Source organism: Aureimonas phyllosphaerae (genome assembly GCF_047943035.1).
Lineage (GTDB): Bacteria > Pseudomonadota > Alphaproteobacteria > Rhizobiales > Rhizobiaceae > Aureimonas > Aureimonas phyllosphaerae.
Genome location: NZ_CP181348.1, coordinates 2901602 through 2920496, shown reverse-complemented (window position 1 = coordinate 2920496; position 18895 = coordinate 2901602). Strand labels below are relative to the sequence as shown.

Here is an 18895-nt window from a genome sequence, read left to right as displayed (position 1 = left end):
TCTCCGCTTCCGGATTACCCTCCATGTCGGACTTCACCCTCGATCGTCCGGGGCGCACTGCGCGCGCGACAAATGCGATCGACCTCTACCGCGCCGTTTGGCGATGGCATTTCTATGCGGGACTATTCGTCCTGCCGTTCCTCATAACGCTGTCGATCACCGGCGGTCTTTACCTCTTCCGCGACGAGATCGACGGGATCATCCATTCCGACGTCAAGCGTGTGGTCGCCCTAGAAGGCGCCAGCCTCGTCAGACCGTCGGAGATGGTGGACGCCGCACTCGCCGTCCATCCCGGCACCGCGGTCAAGTTCACGAGCCCCGCGGATCCCACGTCGTCCGCCGAAGTGACGGTGCGCACTGACACGGGGGAGCGGCTTGCCGTCTACGTGGATCCCTTCAGCGGCGATGTGCTGGGAGCCCTACCCGACCGGGGAACCGTCATGTGGACGATCCGTCAGCTCCACAGCCTCAAGTTTTTCGGACCGATCGCGCGTGGAGTCATCGAGATCGCGGCCGGCTGGTCGATCCTGCTCGTCGCGACGGGTGTGTTCCTATGGTGGCCGCGGGGACAGAAGGGCGGCGTCGTTTCCGTGCGCGGAACGCCGTCGCGACGCGTGTTCTGGCGCGACACCCACGCCGTCACCGGCATGGCGGTAGGAGGATTCCTCGTCTTTCTGGCGGTGACGGGCATGCCCTGGTCGCAGGTCTGGGGCGGGCAGGTGAACCAGTGGGCCAACGGCTCCAACTTCGGCTATCCGTCCGGCATACGCGTCGACATTCCCATGTCGAAGGCCAAGCTCAGCGACGCAGGCACGACCAGCTGGTCGATGGAGCAGGCACAGGTTCCTGTCTCGGCGCCTTCCGCGCGGTCCCCGATCGGCCTCGACGAGGCGATCGAAACCTTCGACCGTCTCGGACTGCATCGCGGCTACGCCGTGAACATTCCGACCAGCGAGACCGGTGTTTACACCGGCTCGGTCTACCCCGACGACGCAGCCAGTCAGCGCGTCGTGCATCTCGACCAGTACAGCGGCGTCCCTCTCCTCGACATGGGATACGGTAACTATGGACCGCTGGGAAAGGCCCTCGAATGGGGCATCAGCGTCCATCTTGGACAACAGTTCGGGCTCGCCAACCAGATCGTCCTCCTGCTGGTCTGCATCGGCAACGTCGTGCTGGCAGTCTCCGCCGGGGTCATGTGGTGGAAGCGTCGTCCGGCGCGCTCCATGGGCGTTCCGCCGATGCCGAAGGAGCCGAGAGCTCTCTGGGGCCTCCTGGCTCTGCTGGCGGTCGGCGGCATCCTCTTCCCGCTGGTCGGCGCTTCGCTCGTTGTGATGCTCATCATCGACACCGCCATCCGCAAGCTCGTCCGCCCTGCCGCCGCATGAGTCCTCGACGGGACAAGGTCTCGACGCCTTGTCCCTTCATCCCGAACAACACGTTTCGCACCCTCTTTTCTCCGGATGCACCTCATGGCCAACAAAGCTTCCGCCGTTCGGTCCCTTGTCGCGGCCGCTGCCGCTCTCGGGGCAGTTTCCACCCTGCCCTCCCTCGCAGCGGCTCATGAATACAAGGTCGGCTCGATTGAAATCGGGCATCCCTGGAGCCGTGCGATGCCGCCGGGCGCACGCACGGGTGTCGGCTACCTCGTCCTGAAAAATGACGGCACGAACGCGGACCGACTGGTATCCGTCAGTTCGCCGGCCGCGACCTTGGTGGAAGTGCATGACATGTCTATCACCGATGGGGTGATGACGATGCGCAAGGTCGAAGGCGGGCTCGATCTCACGCCGGGCAGCGAGGCGAAACTTGCGCCGGGCGGTCTCCACCTGATGCTGGTCGGGGTGAAGGAGCCGTTCAAGGAGGGGCAGATGGTGCCGCTCGATCTGACCTTCGAGAAAGCGGGGACGGTGGAGGTGCAGCTGAAGGTCGACGCCATGGGCGCGAAGGGCGAGCACACGGCACACGCCCAATAAGCGCGAACCGGCGCCGTCGATCACGACTTGTTTTTGCAACGTCTGCGGGAAGGCTTCGTTGCGAATGGGTTTACCGTCCAAACGGAGCGCTTCCATGCGTCGCCTGACCCTTTGCACGACCTTTGCCGTCCTCACCGTAACGGCCGGGGCGCTGGCCCCGATCCATTCCGCCAACGCGCAGCAGAATGCGCCGGCTACAGCCGAGACAGCCGCACAGTCTGAGCCGTTCAAACTTCCCGAACTCGGCTATTCCTACGATGCGCTGGCACCGATCATCGATGCGAAGACCATGGAACTGCACCACTCCAAGCATCATCAGGCGTTTGTGACCGCTCTCAACAATGCCGCGAAGACCGACCCGTCGATCGCGAACGTTCCTGTCGAGGAGTTGCTGGCGTCGGTCAGCGGACGTCCCGCAGCCATCCGAAACAACGCCGGCGGACACTGGAACCACACGTTCTTCTGGCAGATCATGGCACCGGAGGGTCAACGCGGCGAGCCGTCGGCCGAGCTGATTAGCGCGATCAACGAGTCCTTCGGTTCGATGGACGAGTTCAAGAAGGCGTTCCAGACAGCCGGCACCAGCCGCTTCGGCTCCGGCTGGGCTTGGCTGATCGTCGGCGACGACAAGAAGCTCGCGGTGGTTTCGACACCGAACCAGGACAATCCGCTGATGGACGTCGCGGAGACGCGCGGCATGCCGGTTCTCGGCAACGACGTGTGGGAACACGCCTACTATCTCACATACAACAATCGTCGGGCAGACTACCTGTCGGCGTGGTGGGATGCCGTGAACTGGACTAAGGTGTCCGAGAACTACGCCAAGGCGATGGAAGGCTGAGACGCGCCGAGCGATGGGGAGCGCCGATCGGCGCTCTCCGTTTTGTTCAGAGCGTCATTGCGAGCATCACGACGTCGACCATGCTGCGTCGCTCCATGCCCCAACTGCCGAAATGACGAGCGTCCACCATGCGCCGATCGATCTCAACAACCTGCTGGTGGCGCGTGTCCTGTCGGATGCGCTCGTAGAGCGATTGAACCGCTTCGGGAGGCCCTTCCAGGATTTGGAGCACCCGCCTGCCGTCCAACGCGAGCATGCCGGTCACGCCGTTCCGCTCGTTCCGTTTCGACGATTGCTCGACGATGTCGTCGAGGCTTTCGTGCGACACGTCGTCGGAAAGGTTGGATACGTAGACTAAACGCAGAAACATTCGGGCCTCCGAGCCATTGGACCATTGCCATCAGACGCCGAACCACGCAAGCAATCGGTAAGACGGGCGGCTCGAAGAAGATCCTGCTCGCGGCACGGATGTAGCGGGCGCAGGCGAACATGAGAGAGCAGGAACGCCGGCGCATCGGTCGGGAGCTGGAGATCACCAGCGGTCTCAGCGCCGATCCCTTCGCATCCGCGGTTCGCGTGACGCGCATGCCGATGATCATCACCAACCCGCGCGAGGAAGACAACCCGATCGTCTTCTGCAACGACGCGTTTCTCCGTCTCACGGGCTACGACCGTGACGAGATCTTGGGGCGCAACTGTCGCTTCCTGCAGGGTCCCGCGACCAACCGGGACGATGTCGGCCGTCTGCGTGAGGCGATCGAGGCGCGTCAATCGATCGAGATCGACCTTCTGAATTATCGCAAGGACGGCACCACCTTCTGGAACGCGCTTCTCGTCTCTCCGGTGTTCCAAGACGGCGAACTGGCCCACTTCTTTGCGTCCCAGTTCGATGTGACCGACCGCAAGCGCGCCGAGGAGCACCGCTTCCTTCTCAACCGCGAACTCGATCACCGGGTGAAGAACACCCTCGCGACCGTGCAAAGCGTCGTCCTGCAGACTCTACGCGACGCCAAGGTGCCGGCGAATGTCGCGTCCGCAGTGTCCGGACGCATTCAGGCCCTTGCTCGCAGCCACGACGTCCTGACCGCGGAAGCCTGGGCGAGCGCATTGCTGAGCGATGTCGTGAAGGGCGCCCTCGAGCCGCTTCACGATAGCGTTGGAGGGCGCCTCACGGTGGAGGGCCCGGAGGTTCGCCTGAAGCCACGGATCGCGACCATGCTATCGCTCGCGATCCACGAAATGGCAGAGAACGCGATCAAGCACGGCAGCCTTTCGAACCCTGACGGCACGGTCGAGATCCGCTGGGCGATCGAGGACGAGCAACTCGATTTCGGCTGGTACGAACATGACGGTCCGCCCGTATCGCGCCCGACCCGTACCGGTTACGGCATCCGGATCGTCGAGCGAGTTCTCGCGGCGGAATTCGGGGGCACCGCGACGATCGACTTCGACGCATCCGGCTTTGTGTTTCGCCTTCGCGCACCCCTTCAGCCCCTGGCGCGCGAAGCTACGAGTTGGACCTTTCCCTGACATCACAGGGCGGCCCTTTCGGCACTAGCCGAGAAGGTCCCGCACGACCCGCTCGAACACGCCCGTCCCGATCGGTATAAGTTCGTCTGGAAAATCATAGTCGGGATTGTGCAGGCGTGGGTGATCGACCCCCGCCCCAAGGAAAAACATCGCGGAGCGGGCGTGATCGCCGAACCGGCCGAAATCCTCCGACGGATACATCGGCTGCCCCGGCGAGTGAGGCACGCCCTGCGCATCCAATGCCGCGCGCAGGATGCGCACTGCATCCGGATGGTTCTCGCAGTGCCGGAAGACATCGTGGTAGCTGATATCGATCGAAAGGCCGTGCCCGGCGGGCGCCCGCTTTGCCAGCGCCTCGGCTTCGCCGCACAAGTCCGACATCCCACCGTCCCGCAGCGTGCGCAACGTCGCCCATATCTCCGCGTGTCCGGGTGCGATGCCGAATGCCGCCTCGCCGAGGCGGGCATGCGTGACCGTCACCAGTCTGAAGGCATCATCCAACTCGCGTCCACGGCTCAGTTCCGGCAGCACTTCCAGCAAATGCGTCAGTGCCGTCCGGGGGGAAACGCCGTCCCATGGCATTGAAGCGTGCGCCGTGCGCCCCGTTAGAACGATGCGCAGGCCACGGGACGCGCAGTTGACCGGCCCGTCACGAAGAGCGACTTCGCCGAGCGGCAGCCCCGGAAGATTGTGTAGGGAGAAGGCGAAGTCCGGCCGAATGGCGGAAAAGCGGGGATCCTCGATGACGCGCGCAGCGCCCTCTCCCGTTTCCTCGGCAGGCTGAAATAGGAGTATGACCCGGCCTCGCTCGGGCCGTCGCTCGGCAAGCCGTCGGGCGAAGAGGGCAAGGATGGCGCTGTGGCCATCATGGCCGCAAAGGTGCCCTACTCCGTCGCGCCGAGACCGGTGGGATCGATCTCCAATTTCCTGGATCGGAAGCGCATCGAGTTCGGATCGTAGCAGGACGGTCGGTCCCTCGCTGCCACCTCGAAATGTCGCGGCAACGCCATTCCCGCCTAGACCGGTGAGAAGCTCGTCCGGCTCACACTGACCGAGGTATTCCGCGAGCGCCCGAGCGGTACGAACTTCGTTGTTCGAGACCTCGGGGTCCGAATGAAGGGTGCGCCGCAGCGCCACGATCTCCGACAGGTGGGGATCGTCCAGCCGCATGGGCAACTCGCTCGCATCGAAGGGGACCGCCGCAGCACATGGGCTGCGACCGGGAAACGAACCGAGGCGCAGGCCGCCGTCGTGTAAGCTGCCGACTTTCGGTCTCGAGAATGGGAGCGCCGCAGGGCGCTCCCAACGATATCGGATACTTACTTGGCCTTGGCGGCCTTCGCCTTCGGCGCGGCCTCGACGTTCACAGCGTCCTTCAGGCCCTTGCCCGGGGTGAACTTGGCGACGTTGCGGGCCGGAATATCGACCTCGGCGCCCGTCGACGGGTTGCGGCCCTTGGATGCCGCGCGGTGGGAAACGGAGAACGTGCCGAAGCCGACGAGGCGCACGTCGTCGCCCTTGGCCATGGCGTCCTGCAGCGCGTCGAAGACGGCATCGACGGCAGTGGTGGCATCCTGCTTCGAAAGCTTGGACTTGTCCGCCACCGCGGCGACGAGTTCGTTCTTGTTCATACACAGTCTCCAGCGTTGAATTAGTCGCACCGACTCGGTGAGGTACACTGCGGAAAAGATGGTCGGCCTTCAAGGTCGAGATGGTCCCAAACCCACCAAAACAAGGGCCCCGAACGAAAAATGCCGCCCGGAGGGCGGCATTCTGAGCGTTTTTGACGGTGCCGGAGACCTCAGTGCGCGATGGCACCCTGCGAATCATCTTTCTGCTTGGCGAGGTGAGCCGCGGCATCCTCTTCGGTCCACTCGATCGGCTGCGGAATGCGAACCAGCGCGTGCTGGAGCACCTCGCCCATCCGGGAGACCGGAACGATCTCGAGGTTGTTCTTCACGTTGTCCGGAATGTCGGCCAGATCCTTGGCGTTTTCGGCCGGGATCAGAACCTTGGTCATTCCGCCGCGAAGAGCCGCAAGCAGCTTCTCCTTCAAGCCGCCGATCGGCAGCACCCTGCCCCGCAACGTGACCTCGCCGGTCATGGCGATATCGCGCCGAACCGGGATGCCCGTCATCACCGATATGATGGCGGTGGCCATTGCGATACCGGCGGACGGGCCGTCCTTCGGCGTCGCACCCTCCGGCACGTGGACGTGGATGTCCCGCTTGTCGAAGAGCGGCGGCTCGATGCCGTACTCGATGGCGCGGCTGCGGACATAGGAGGCAGCAGCCGAGATCGACTCCTTCATCACGTCCTTCAGGTTGCCCGTCACCGTCATCTTGCCCTTGCCCGGCATCATGACGCCTTCGATCGTCAGCAGTTCACCGCCGACCTCGGTCCAGGCCAGACCCGTCACCACGCCAACCTGATCCTCGGCTTCCGCCTCGCCGTAGCGATAGCGATGCACACCGAGATAGTCGGCGAGATTGGCCGCCGTCACCTCGACCTTGGTCACCTCGCCCTTGAGGATGCTCGTCACCGCCTTTCGCGCCAGCTTGGACAGCTCGCGCTCATAGGAGCGCACGCCGGCCTCGCGGGTGTAGCGACGGGCGATGTCGCGCAGCGCGTCCTCGCTGACCGAGAACTCGTGCGGCTGCAACGCGTGATCCTTGATCGCCTTCGGCAGGAGGTGCCGCTTCGCGATCTCGATTTTCTCGTCCTCCGTGTAGCCGGCGATCCGGATCAACTCCATGCGGTCCATAAGCGGACCCGGGATATTGAGCGTATTGGCCGTCGTCACGAACATCGTGGACGAGAGGTCGTACTCCACCTCCAGATAGTGGTCCATGAACGTCGCGTTCTGCTCCGGATCGAGCACCTCGAGCAGTGCCGACGACGGATCGCCGCGGAAGTCCTGACCCATCTTGTCGATCTCGTCGAGCAGGAAGAGCGGGTTGTTCCTCTTGGCCTTCTTGAGCGACTGGATGACCTTGCCGGGCATGGACCCGATATAAGTCCGGCGGTGGCCGCGGATTTCGGCCTCGTCGCGCACGCCGCCGAGCGCCATGCGAACATACTCACGTCCGGTTGCACGGGCGATCGACTTGGCGAGCGAGGTCTTGCCGACGCCCGGAGGGCCGACGAGGCACAGGATCGGGCCCTTGAGCTTAGCCTGACGGCTCTGCACGGCCAGATACTCGACGATACGCTCCTTGACCTTATCGAGACCGTAGTGCTCCTCCTCGAGGATCTCCTCGGCCTTCTTAAGGTCGATGCGAACCTTAGAGGCCTTGCCCCACGGCAGGCCGAGCAGCCAGTCGAGATAGTTGCGCACGACAGTCGCCTCGGCCGACATGGGGCTCATCTGCCGCAGCTTCTTCAGCTCGGCCGAGGCCTTCTCCTTGCCTTCCTTGGAGAGCTTCGTCTTCTTGATGCGCTCCTCGATCTCGGCAAGCTCGTCGCGGCCTTCCTCGCCGTCGCCAAGCTCCTTCTGGATCGCCTTCATCTGCTCGTTCAGATAGTACTCGCGCTGCGTCTTCTCCATCTGGCGCTTGACGCGCGAGCGGATGCGCTTCTCCACCTGAAGCACCGAAATCTCGGACTCCATGAAGCTGAGGGCGCGCTCGAGACGCTCCTGAACGCTGACGATCCCGAGCATCTCCTGCTTCTCGGGGATCTTGATCGCCAGATGCGACGCGACCGTATCGGCGAGCTTGGAGTAGTCGTCGATCTGACCGGCAGCGCCGACGACCTCGGGCGAGATCTTCTTGTTCAACTTGACGTAGTTCTCGAACTCCGAGATCACCGAGCGAGCCAGCGCCTCGACCTCGACCGCGTCGTCCTCGACCTCAGGCACGATGGTCGCATTCGCCTCGTGCCAGTCGGTGCGGTCAGTGAAGCCCGAGATCTTCGCGCGGGACACGCCCTCGACCAGCACCTTCACGGTGCCGTCGGGGAGCTTCAGAAGCTGGAGAACGTTGGCGAGCGTGCCGAGATCGTAGATCGCGTCGGGCGCCGGATCCTCGTCGCCCGCGTTCTTCTGCGTCGCCAGGAGAATCTGCTTGTCGGCGCCCATGACCTCTTCGAGAGCTCGGATGGACTTCTCGCGCCCCACGAAGAGCGGGACGATCATATGCGGGAACACCACGATATCGCGGAGCGGCAGGACCGGGTACTGACCGGCCTCGGCAGGCGCGTCGGCTTTGAACGTCGGGTCTGACATGCTTGTCCTTTCTGCGGCATGAGCCGCCGGAGGCCCTTTCGGATCGGCCCAGTTGGCGCCGGATCGAAAGGCCTTTTCGCAACTGCAATGTGGTCGCCGTTCTCCCTCCGTTCAACCCGTGGCACCCGGCCGCAGGCTCTTCGATGGTGAACGGTGCGGTCGGAGAACCGCCTCTTACAAAAGTTAAGCCCGCCCCGGCGCTCCGGAGCGGGCTCGATAAGCTCAGATGATCCGGCTGGAACGTGCGTCAGGCACTCGCGGTCTCTTTCTCGTCCTTGCGGTCCGAGTAGATGTAGAGCGGCCGCGCGTTCCCATCGATGACCTCCTCCGAGATCACGACTTCCTGCACGCCTTCCAGCGTGGGCAGATCGAACATCGTGTCGAGCAGCATCGACTCCATGATGGAGCGGAGGCCACGCGCGCCGGTCTTGCGCTCGATCGCCTTGCGGGCGATCGCCTTCAACGCGTCGTCGTGGAACGAGAGCTCGACGTTCTCCATCTCGAACAGGCGCTGGTACTGCTTCACCAGCGCGTTCTTCGGCTCGACCAGGATCTGCACGAGCGCCGGCTCGTCGAGGTCCTCCAGCGTCGCCAGAACCGGCAGACGGCCGACGAACTCGGGGATGAGACCGAACTTCAGAAGATCCTCGGGCTCGACCTTGCGGAAGAGCTCACCCGTGCGGCGATCCTCGGGGCTCTCGACATTGGCGCCGAAGCCGATCGAGGTCTTGCGGCCGCGATCCGAGATGATGCGGTCGAGGCCGGCGAAGGCGCCGCCGCAGATAAACAGGATGTTGGCCGTATCCACCTGCAGGAACTCCTGCTGCGGATGCTTACGGCCGCCCTGCGGAGGCACGGACGCGACCGTCCCTTCCATGATCTTCAGAAGCGCCTGCTGCACGCCCTCGCCCGACACGTCACGGGTGATCGACGGGTTGTCGGACTTGCGGCTGATCTTGTCGATCTCGTCGATGTAGACGATGCCGCGCTGCGCGCGCTCGACGTTGTAGTCCGCCGACTGCAGAAGCTTGAGGATGATGTTCTCGACGTCCTCGCCGACGTAACCGGCCTCGGTCAGCGTCGTCGCGTCCGACATGGTGAAGGGCACGTCGAGGATGCGGGCGAGCGTCTGGGCGAGCAGCGTCTTGCCGCAGCCGGTCGGGCCGATCAGCAGGATGTTGGACTTCGCAAGTTCGACGTCGTTGTTCTTCGACGCGTGGGCGAGGCGCTTGTAGTGGTTGTGGACCGCGACCGACAGGACCTTCTTGGCGAAGGACTGGCCAATGACGTAGTCGTCGAGGACCTTGATGATCTCCTGCGGGGTCGGAACGCCCTCGCGGGACTTCACCATGGAGGACTTGTTCTCCTCCCGGATGATGTCCATGCAGAGCTCGACGCACTCGTCGCAGATGAAGACCGTCGGCCCGGCGATCAGCTTGCGGACTTCGTGTTGGCTCTTTCCGCAGAAAGAGCAGTAGAGCGTGTTCTTGCTGTCGCCGCCGCTCACTTTGCTCATCGTTCTTCCTTCCGTTCCGTACCTCGGACGTGGAGGTCCGGAGATAGGTCGAGTGACCCGTGACTCATCCTATGCTGCACCGCGAACAAAGCAACCGCCCGCCGCGGACGCGGTTCCGGCCTCGGGCCCTCTCGCATCCGTGACAGTCTAGCGACGCTATCCTTGATCGACGCTTAAGAGAGGCGAGCCTGAGAGGCTAAGCCCGCCTCGTGGCGACTTCAAGGACGGTTGCGCGTCTCACGTCAGGACGAGATGGCCGCCTCGACCGCCTCGCGGGTCGAGTGAACCTTGTCGATCAGACCGAAATCCTTGGCCTCGTCCGCCGTCATGAAATGGTCACGGTCCAGCGTGCGTTCAATGGTCTCGTAATCCTGGCCCGTGTGCTGGACGTAGACCTCGTTGAGCCGGCGCTTCAGCTTGATGATGTCGAGCGCGTGACGCTCGATGTCCGACGCCTGACCGGAGAAGCCGCCCGACGGCTGGTGCACCATGATTCGGGCGTTCGGCGTCGCGAAGCGCATGTCCTTGTGACCGGCGCAGAGAAGCAGCGAGCCCATCGAAGCGGCCTGGCCGATGCAGAGCGTCGAGACGGCCGGCTTGATGAACTGCATGGTGTCGTAGATCGCCATGCCCGACGTCACCACGCCGCCCGGCGAGTTGATGTAGAGAGCGATCTCCTTCTTCGGGTTCTCGGCCTCGAGGAACAGCAGCTGGGCGCAGACGAGCGTCGCCATGCCGTCCTCGATCGGGCCCGTGATGAAGATCACGCGCTCCTTCAGGAGACGGGAAAAGATGTCATAGGCCCGCTCGCCCCGGTTCGTCTGCTCGACGACCATCGGAACAAGGTTCATCATGGTCTCGACGGGATGCTTCATGGTGGTCTCTCGTGAAGGGGCTGGCCGACGCCGTGTCGGTCGAATCAGGCTCGGTATTCCGCTTGCCTAGATAGGGCGCGCGGGGCGGCCTGCGCAAGAAGGCGCCCCTTCGCGCGGCAGCCCCGCGCGAGCCCGGCCCTCAGCGGGACGGATCTCCGTCGTCGTCGTGGTCTTCCTTCGGGTCCGGCGGGATGATGGTACCATCGGGGTTTCGCGTGACGGTCTTCAGCCTGGACGGATCGGTCGGCGTCGCAGACGCCGCCGCAGGATCTTCAGTCGGCGGCACGCCGCCGGCCGGCTCGACCGCAGTCACCCCCGCGAGGCGCAAGGGCGGCGCCTCGTGCGATTTTGTCTCACCGAACCAGACGGTCGTCTGCGGGAACGGAATCTCGATCCCGCGCTCGTCCATCAGTTCCTTGATGACTTCCCGGTAAAGCCGACCGATCCCCCACTGCTTGCCCGGCAGGGTCCTGACGCGGCCGCGAACCACGACGGCGTTGTCGCCGAGCGTTTCCACGCCGAGCATCTCGAAGTCGGCGATGATGCTGGTCCCTTCCGGCGACTGCCGTACGCGATCGAAGGCGTCCAGCATCACCGTCTTCACCTCGTCCACCTTCTCCCGGTAGGCGACGGAGACGTCGGCGACGAAGTTCGAGAAGTCCTTCGTCATGTTGGCGACCTGATCGACCGACGAGAAGGGAATGAGATGGTAGGTGCCATCGAGGGATCGGAGGCTGACCGAGCGGATCGTCAGCTTCTCGACGACACCGGACACGGAACCGAGTTGGACGACATCGCCCTCGTTCAGTGCATTCTCGATCTGGATGAAAGCGCCGGTGATGATGTCCTGAACGAGCTTCTGCGCACCGAAACCGACCGCGAGGCCGACGACGCCGGCACCTGCGAGGAGCGGCGCGATGTTGATGCCGATCTGCGAGAGCACCAGCATCATGACGATCAACGCCAGCGCGATCGTCAGCGCGTTTCGGAACAGCGACAGGAGAGTGCGCTCCCGCGCCGTCGGCACCGAACCGAAGTTCGGATTGAGGCGGTATTCGACCCACGATGAAAAGACGAGGTGGATACCGAAGCCGACGGTCAGGATCACCAGGGCTCCGACCAACGCGCTCATCATCCGACGACCAACGTCACTGGAAGCGAAGGTTTCCAGATCGATGATCGACCAGGCATGCAGAATGACCGCGATCACCGCCGCGATCACGATGATCCGGAGAATCAGGAGGAGTTTTGGGATGAAGCCGTTGATACGGCGTTCCAGAAGCGGAAAGCGCTCGCTTGTCCCAGCCGAGACGCGGATGCCTCGCGCGATGATTTTCGTCAGGATGGATACGACCAGTCCACCGATCGCCATCGCCGCGATCGACATCAGCGAAGCCGCGAGCATGAACTGGAAGCCGTTGCGCGGGCTGCTGATCCAAAGGGCGAAGAGCGCGCTGATGAAGCACGCCGCCAGAAGCCACCAGAGCTGTCCGAGAAGGTGATGAACCCGAGCCTGCGGATTGCGGGCGCCTTCCCGATAGGCGCGCTGCAACCGCTTCTTCACCCGCTCCCGGTTCGCCAGAACCAGCCAGAGCGTGAACAGATACGCGACCGTGACCACGAGGAAGCGGACGGCGTTGCCGGCGGCGATGCTGGAGATCGACTGGACCACTGGCGCAACGAACAGGAAGGTGTAGCCGAGAAGCGTGATCACCAGCGCCAATCGCCGATACCAGTATCGCGCCTGACCATCGCTGAAGGGCGTCAGACGGAGCGGCGGATTGAAAGGCGCGACGAAGGCCGCGAGACCAACCTTGACGAGTTCGGTCAGAGCGAATGCGTTCAGGAACAGCGCTTCGTTGATGTCGGGCGGACCACCAGACAGCACCAGCGACGTGGCATGGCCGGCCGCGACGGCGATGATGACCGTGAGCGCGTCGGCCAGCATGGCGACGGCGGCAAGAAACAATCGCAACACGGGCGCCTTGGGCTTCGCCCTTGCGCCGAGCCATTCGACAAGCCGGCGTCGCGGCCATGACACGACGGCGAGCGCGAGCAGCGTCGCAATCGCGATCGTCGACACCGGGAGGATCGCCTGCCAGACTCGAGGCAGGTTGATGGCCTGCGCACCCGACAAGAAGGTGCCCGCCTGAGCGATCAGACCCGCGATCTCCGTCGTACCGTCCTGGAGAGCCGCGACGGCCGATCGGGTGTAGGACGCGAGATGAGCGGGCACGGATTGGGCGAGATCGCCATCGCCGGAGAGAACCGGGGTCTCCGAAGCGGCCGATTTCTCCGGCGCCTGATAGGCACTCGCCTTCAGCGTCTCGATCAGCCGGTTGCGTGTCGCCTCCGTCTCAAGGATGCGGATAAGGTCGTCGATCCCTTCCCGCTGGTCGGTGCTGACGGTTCCTTCGCCACTCTGGGATCCGGAGGATGATGAAGGAAGCGAAGGAAGCAGGGTCGATGTCTGCGCCATGATCGGCTGCGACGCGATCATTGAGGCGAGCGAGAAGCAAAGCGCGAGAAGCAGCGCTCGAGCACCGGTGTGTCGGATCATGGAGCTCCGGTCCGTGGCGGGCATGGTTCTTCGCCGAAGCGGCTCAAAATGGGCGCCCGGGGGGTTCGCCACCCGAACTAGAGTCCGGATGCGACCATGCCATGGCGATGGCGGTATTCTCCACGCAGGGGCAAACAAAAAAGGCCGCCCCGATGGGCGGCCTCCGATGCGACGCTGCTCGAAATCAGGCGGCCGAGGACAGCTCGTCCTCGTCGTCCTTCATGAGTTCGTCCTTGCTCACGGTCTTGTCGGTGACGGCGACCGTCGACAGGAGGTGATCGACGACCTTCTCTTCGTAGATCGGGGCGCGCAGGCTCTGGATCGCTTCCGGCGTCTTGCGGAAGTAGTCGTAGACCTGCTGCTCCTGGCCTGGGTACTGACGGACCTGGTCGATCACCGCGCGCTGCAGTTCCTCATCCGACACCGTCACGCCGGCCTTCTCGCCGATCTCCGAGAGGACGAGACCGAGACGAACGCGACGCTCGGCTAGCTTGCGGTACTCAGCCCGCGCCTTCTCCTCGGTCGTGTCCTCGTCCTCGAAGCTCTTGCCACTCTGCTCGAGCTCGCGCGACACCTGATTCCAGATGTTGTTGAACTCGGCTTCGACGAGCTTCTCCGGCAGCTCGAACGAGTATTCGGCGTCGAGCTGGTCGAGGAGCTGACGCTTCACCTTCTGGCGCGTCGCCTGGCCGAACTGGCTCTCGATCTGGCCGCGAACGATCTCGCGCAGGCGAGCAATCGACTCAAGGCCGAGCTTCTTGGCGAGCTCGTCGTCGAGTTCCATCGCGTCGGGCGCCGCAACGGCCTTCACGGTCACCGCGAACTCGGCGTCCTTGCCGGCAAGATGAGCGGCACCGTAGTCCTCGGGGAACTTGACGTTGACGGTCTTCTCGTCGCCGGCCTTCACGCCGACCAGCTGATCCTCGAAGCCCGGGATGAACTGGCCCGACCCGAGCACGAGGTTGGAGTCCTCGGCCGATCCGCCCTGGAACGCCTCGCCGTCGACCTTGCCGACGAAATCCATCGTGACGCGGTCGCCGTTCTCGGCAGCGCCGTCCTTCGGCTGGTAGGTGCGGGCGCTCTCGGCGATGCGCTTGACCTGGTCCTCGACCTCGTCGTCGCCGATCTCGACGACCGGACGCTCGATCTTGATGCCGTCCGTCTCCTTCAGGTCGAAGGACGGGAGGGTCTCGTAGGCGACGGTGAAGCGGAAGTCGCTCTCGCCGCGCAGCACTTTTTCGGCCTCGCCCTCGTCCTCTGTCATCTGGATCTCGGGCTGCATCGCCGAGCGCTCGTTGCGCTCCGCAATCACCGAGCGCGGGGTCTCGTTGATGATCTGGTTGACGATCTCGGCCATGACCGCGCGTCCATACGACTTGCGCATGTGGCTCATCGGCACCTTGCCGGGGCGGAAGCCCTTGAGCTTGACCTGATCCTTGATCTCGTAGAGGCGAGTCTGCAGACGCGCTTCCAGATCGGACGCCGGCACGACGATCTCGATCTCGCGCTTCAGGCCTTCGGCCTTGGTTTCCCTAACCTGCATCGTCAACCCTTCATGGTCTCGACCGGCGGCCCTTGAGACCCGCCGCCGATCCTGATTGAATCTCGTTGTTGCCGAGCAGGCGCGGGCCGGAAGAACCGGACCTGAACGCCGCGGGCTGTCGGAACGCAACACCCGCCACCCGGCCATCCCGGCCTTTTAGTTGAGCACCCTTAGGGGATCAAGAGGCATGGAGCATGCCGCCTAGATCACAGAAAGCTCCCCCACCCGATCGATCCATCACCCGATGCGCCCCGCCGGGCGACCCGTGAAGACGTCTGCTCATGACCCAGCAAGGGTCGTCAGCTCGACTGAACGACTGGAACAGCCGGTATGTCTGCGCCCTGTGTCGGGCTCCGGCTTGATTTTCTGGCACCTCGCAAGAAGCGCTGAGCAGGTAACTCGATCAGCTCATGCAGCAGGAATGAGCCTAAAAGCGAAGCTAAAAGGAATACAGGGAGAGCGAGCGTTTCGTCGACGTGGACTTCCGCAAGATAGGCGACGAGTGGATGCGTCAGGTACAGGGCAAATGACGTTGCACCCAGATAGCGCATCGGCCGCCATGCCAGAAAACGCGAGATTACCCCTTCGCCTCGAGCGAGTACGTAGATCAGAAGAGCCGCAGGAAGGGCGGGCGCGAGACTGTTTCCAAACCAGAAAGATCCGGCAGCGCCCCAATTCGGCAACAGCGAAAACAGCGTTTCTCGCGCAATCGTCAGGTTGAAGACGACCAGTAGGATCGCGCAGAGCTCCAAGGCCGACGCCGAAAAAGCACTCCGCGTCAGTCGCGCACTGCGGGATCGGAAGAAAACACTGGCTGCGATCCCGCAACAGAACTCGAAAATGCGGGCAACGGGATTGACCATGACGACACCAAGATAATCGGCGGCGGCCGACCCGGGTACGTATCCGGGGAGCGCCCACCCGTTGGCCACCCGAACGCACACGGACGCAAGAAAGACGGTGAAACCGAGATACGCAGGCCAGAAATGCCGAACGCGATACATCAGGAGTGGGAAGACTGCGTAGAACGCCATCTCCGTAGAAAGGCTCCAGCTCACACTGTTGTAGGCAAAATATGTATCGCCGGAGGGCACCCAGCTTTGAAGCAGGAATAGATTGAAAAACAAATTGAATGGGCTTCCGTCGAAGCCGAACACGAGGAGCCAGATCGACAGCATGACGAGGTGAGACGGGAATACTTTAGCAGCGCGAGCGTACAGAAACTTCGCCGCCGCGGCTGGACCATTCACCGCAGGATATTGGTATGCCAGTATGAAACCGGATAGGACGAAGAAGATCGAGACGCCCTGGGCGAGACTTCCGCCGGCGTTCCAACTGTCATCCGGCATCAAACGACCGGATATGTGATGCAGGACGATAGCAGCGGCAGCAAAAAACCGAAGACCGGTCAACGCTCCCAAATGCCCACGCTGTTCCATCTGCCGTCCCCGCCGCCACCCTTGGGATCAGATGACACAACTCAAGCTTGCCAGTCCACTATTCAGCCATTGCACCTCGCCGGATACATTCATAGTGCGCCGTACTGTCATCAGTATGTCGCAGTGAACACCTGAGAGCTCGCCTACGCTAGGCGAAACACGGGCGAATCTGAAGACTGCCGAGCACAACATTAGTGCGTAAAGACGGCTACCTCACTGGTCCTTGGCACGCAGCCAAGGCACGTGGTGCGGGTGGAGGGACTCGAACCCCCACGCTTTTGGCGCTAGAACCTAAATCTAGTGCGTCTACCAGTTTCGCCACACCCGCACGCCTGCGCGCCCGGCCTGCGAAGCACGCCGGGCCGCTATAGCATCGAGCGTCCGGCACAGCCAAGGCGAAAACGTCGACGCCCGATGTCCAGCGGAACACGCCGCGTTCGACGCCGCCCGCATCGCTGCACCGAACAGTTAAGAAACTCTTTCCCGAAAACCGACCCTCGTCGATTGTGCGTTGCACAATCCGCAAGGCTGCCATGCGATCAACTGCCTAACTCGGTCGGTCTAAACCGATTATATCCCTTACATCGAAGCGAGGCGAATGGGTCCGAGCTTCCCAGTCACAACGTATCAGCCATCGGCAGAACCATGAACATCGTCCGCTCCTACAACAACTGGCGCCGTTACCGCGAGACCTGCGCGGAGCTCAACAGGCTCTCGAGCCGCGAGCTGTCCGACCTCGGCATTGCTCGCTCCGATATCCGCACGCTGGCCCGTCAGGCGACCCGCTAAGACGATCTCTCCTTTCGCGACGGCCCATTCTCCTCCCAAGGGGCCCGAGCGGATCAGAGCCTGCGATCTCCTCCTCCCATTCGCAGGCTGACACACGACACCCGCCGGTCCTCCCCCGGCGGGTGTCGTCGTTTGGGGGTGTTTCGTGAACGCGCCGCGAATGGTATCAAGCGCCATGGCAAACGATCCCATTCACATCGTCGGCGGGGGGCTCGCCGGCTCCGAAGCCGCCTGGCAATTGGCCGAATGCGGCGTTCCCGTCATCCTGCACGAAATGCGGGGCACGCGCGGAACCGACGCGCACAAGACGGACGACCTCGCCGAGCTCGTCTGCTCCAACTCGTTCCGTTCCGACGACGCCGAGACGAACGCCGTCGGCGTGCTCCATGCCGAAATGCGGCTGGCAGGTTCGTTGATCATGCGCTGCGCGGACGCACACCAGGTTCCGGCCGGTGGCGCGCTCGCGGTCGATCGCGAGGGGTTCGCGCAAGCCGTGACGGCGGCTCTCGCGGCTCATCCCCTCGTCACCGTCGTCCGCGAGGAAATCGGCACGCTGCCGCCCGCCGAATGGGGCTCGACCATCATCGCGACCGGTCCCCTCACCGCGGAGCGTCTTGCCGAAGCCATCCGAGCAGAAACGGGCGCCGATGCGCTGGCCTTCTTCGATGCGATTGCGCCCATCGTCCATTTCGACACGATCGACATGAACACGGCCTGGTTCCAGTCGCGCTACGACAAGGTCGGGCCGGGCGGAACGGGCAAGGACTACATCAACTGCCCGATGGACCGCGAGCAGTACGAGGCCTTCGTCGCCGCGCTGGTCGCAGGCGACAAGACCGAGTTCCGCGAGTGGGAGGGCACTCCCTACTTCGACGGTTGCCTTCCAATCGAGGTGATGGCCGAGCGCGGGCCGGAGACGCTTCGCCACGGCCCGATGAAGCCGATGGGGCTGACCAACGCGCACAATCCGACGGTGAAGGCCTATGCGGTCGTCCAGCTTCGCCAGGACAATGCACTCGGCACGCTCTACAACATGGTCGGCTTCCAGACGAAACTGAAATATGCCGACCAGGTCCGCGTCTTTCGAACGATCCCGGGTCTGGAGAACGCCGAGTTCGCCCGCCTCGGCGGCTTGCATCGCAACACCTACCTCAATTCGCCGACGCTGCTCGACGGCACGTTGCGACTGAAGAACCGGCCGAGCCTGCGGTTCGCCGGACAGATCACCGGCTGCGAGGGTTACGTCGAATCGGCATCCGTCGGTCTCATGGCGGGACGCTTTACGGCTGCGGAGGCTCGAGGGCAGGTCGTCGCTCCGCCGCCGCAGACGACCGCGATGGGCGCTCTTCTTGCCCATATCACCGCGGGCCACCTCGCGAGCGACGAGGAAGGCGGCAAGCGCTCGTTCCAGCCGATGAACGTGAACTTCGGCCTCTTCCCGCCGGTCGAAGTCCCGCGCGAGGAGGGCAAGCGCCTACGCGGCAAGGAAAAGACGATCGCAAAGAAGCGAGCTATGGCAAGGCGGGCGCTCGCGGACTTCAGCGCCTGGCTCGCCGCCGAGCCGAATAAGCTCCCGGTGGCAGCGGAGTAGCGCCGCAACG

The 18895-nt window shown here is 63.5% G+C and carries 15 protein-coding genes, 1 tRNA gene and 1 pseudogene; 7 read left to right on the top strand and 10 right to left on the bottom strand.

Annotation, left to right across the window (positions count from 1 at the left end; genetic code table 11):
• Positions 1–23 precede the first annotated feature (23 nt).
• From ACLNGM_RS13850 to ACLNGM_RS13840, 3 genes are all read left to right on the top strand, one after another.
• Complete coding sequence (locus ACLNGM_RS13850) at positions 24–1388, top strand: PepSY-associated TM helix domain-containing protein (RefSeq protein ID WP_416355369.1); 1365 nt, start codon at positions 24–26, stop codon at positions 1386–1388.
• An 84-nt stretch (positions 1389–1472) separates the two neighbouring features.
• Positions 1473–1976, top strand: coding sequence for a copper chaperone PCu(A)C (locus ACLNGM_RS13845; RefSeq protein ID WP_416355368.1), 504 nt, complete (start codon positions 1473–1475; stop codon positions 1974–1976).
• Positions 1977–2070: 94 nt separating this feature from the next.
• On the top strand, positions 2071–2817 hold the full coding sequence (locus ACLNGM_RS13840) for a superoxide dismutase (RefSeq protein WP_416355367.1): 747 nt from the start codon (positions 2071–2073) through the stop codon (positions 2815–2817).
• A gap of 46 nt (positions 2818–2863) precedes the next feature.
• Here the strand turns inward: ACLNGM_RS13840 and ACLNGM_RS13835 are convergent, their stop codons facing one another.
• The gene (locus tag ACLNGM_RS13835) at positions 2864–3187 is read right to left on the bottom strand and encodes a BLUF domain-containing protein (RefSeq protein WP_416355366.1); all 324 of its coding nucleotides are present in this window, start codon (positions 3185–3187) and stop codon (positions 2864–2866) included.
• Between the two features lie 119 nt (positions 3188–3306).
• On the opposite strand from ACLNGM_RS13835, the gene ACLNGM_RS13830 reads away from it, so the two are divergent.
• Positions 3307–4347 (top strand): HWE histidine kinase domain-containing protein, encoded by a 1041-nt coding sequence (locus ACLNGM_RS13830; protein ID WP_416355365.1) that lies wholly within the window; start codon positions 3307–3309, stop codon positions 4345–4347.
• Between the two features lie 24 nt (positions 4348–4371).
• On the opposite strand, the gene ACLNGM_RS13825 is transcribed toward ACLNGM_RS13830, so the two are convergent.
• The 3 genes and pseudogenes from ACLNGM_RS13825 to lon all read right to left on the bottom strand — a co-directional run.
• Positions 4372–5517 (bottom strand): amidohydrolase, encoded by a 1146-nt coding sequence (locus tag ACLNGM_RS13825; protein ID WP_416355364.1) that lies wholly within the window; start codon positions 5515–5517, stop codon positions 4372–4374.
• 149 nt (positions 5518–5666) lie between these two features.
• Positions 5667–5978, bottom strand: coding sequence for an HU family DNA-binding protein (locus tag ACLNGM_RS13820; protein ID WP_090959956.1), 312 nt, complete (start codon positions 5976–5978; stop codon positions 5667–5669).
• A gap of 170 nt (positions 5979–6148) precedes the next feature.
• Positions 6149–8467, bottom strand: a pseudogene (lon, locus tag ACLNGM_RS13815) (endopeptidase La); the annotation flags it as partial.
• Between lon and ACLNGM_RS13810 the strand changes: the two are divergent.
• Positions 8424–8528, top strand: a complete 105-nt coding sequence (locus ACLNGM_RS13810; protein WP_416355363.1) for a hypothetical protein — start codon at positions 8424–8426, stop codon at positions 8526–8528. The pseudogene lon and the gene ACLNGM_RS13810 overlap by 44 nt on opposite strands.
• Before the next feature lie 291 nt (positions 8529–8819).
• On the opposite strand, the gene clpX is transcribed toward ACLNGM_RS13810, so the two are convergent.
• From clpX to ACLNGM_RS13780, 6 genes are all read right to left on the bottom strand, one after another.
• Positions 8820–10088 carry an ATP-dependent Clp protease ATP-binding subunit ClpX gene (gene clpX / locus ACLNGM_RS13805; RefSeq protein ID WP_055884037.1) on the bottom strand — a complete coding sequence of 423 codons (1269 nt, stop codon included), beginning with the start codon at positions 10086–10088 and terminating at the stop codon, positions 8820–8822.
• A gap of 242 nt (positions 10089–10330) precedes the next feature.
• Positions 10331–10963 (bottom strand): ATP-dependent Clp protease proteolytic subunit, encoded by a 633-nt coding sequence (locus ACLNGM_RS13800; protein ID WP_055884034.1) that lies wholly within the window; start codon positions 10961–10963, stop codon positions 10331–10333.
• Between the two features lie 139 nt (positions 10964–11102).
• A complete protein-coding gene (locus tag ACLNGM_RS13795; RefSeq protein WP_416355362.1) occupies positions 11103–13523 on the bottom strand; it encodes a mechanosensitive ion channel domain-containing protein in 2421 nt (806 codons plus the stop codon).
• 184 nt (positions 13524–13707) lie between these two features.
• Positions 13708–15066: a trigger factor gene (gene tig / locus ACLNGM_RS13790; protein ID WP_416355361.1), complete on the bottom strand. Its 1359-nt coding sequence runs from the start codon at positions 15064–15066 to the stop codon at positions 13708–13710.
• Positions 15067–15365: 299 nt separating this feature from the next.
• Positions 15366–16505, bottom strand: a complete 1140-nt coding sequence (locus ACLNGM_RS13785) for an acyltransferase family protein (protein WP_416355360.1) — start codon at positions 16503–16505, stop codon at positions 15366–15368.
• 244 nt (positions 16506–16749) lie between these two features.
• A tRNA-Leu gene (locus ACLNGM_RS13780) sits at positions 16750–16833 on the bottom strand.
• A 317-nt stretch (positions 16834–17150) separates the two neighbouring features.
• On the opposite strand from ACLNGM_RS13780, the gene ACLNGM_RS13775 reads away from it, so the two are divergent.
• Entirely contained in the window at positions 17151–17294 is a 144-nt protein-coding gene (locus ACLNGM_RS13775; RefSeq protein ID WP_090959969.1) for a DUF1127 domain-containing protein, read from the top strand.
• Positions 17295–17469: 175 nt separating this feature from the next.
• On the top strand, positions 17470–18885 hold the full coding sequence (gene trmFO / locus ACLNGM_RS13770) for a methylenetetrahydrofolate--tRNA-(uracil(54)-C(5))-methyltransferase (FADH(2)-oxidizing) TrmFO (protein WP_416355359.1): 1416 nt from the start codon (positions 17470–17472) through the stop codon (positions 18883–18885).
• Positions 18886–18895 lie beyond the last annotated feature (10 nt).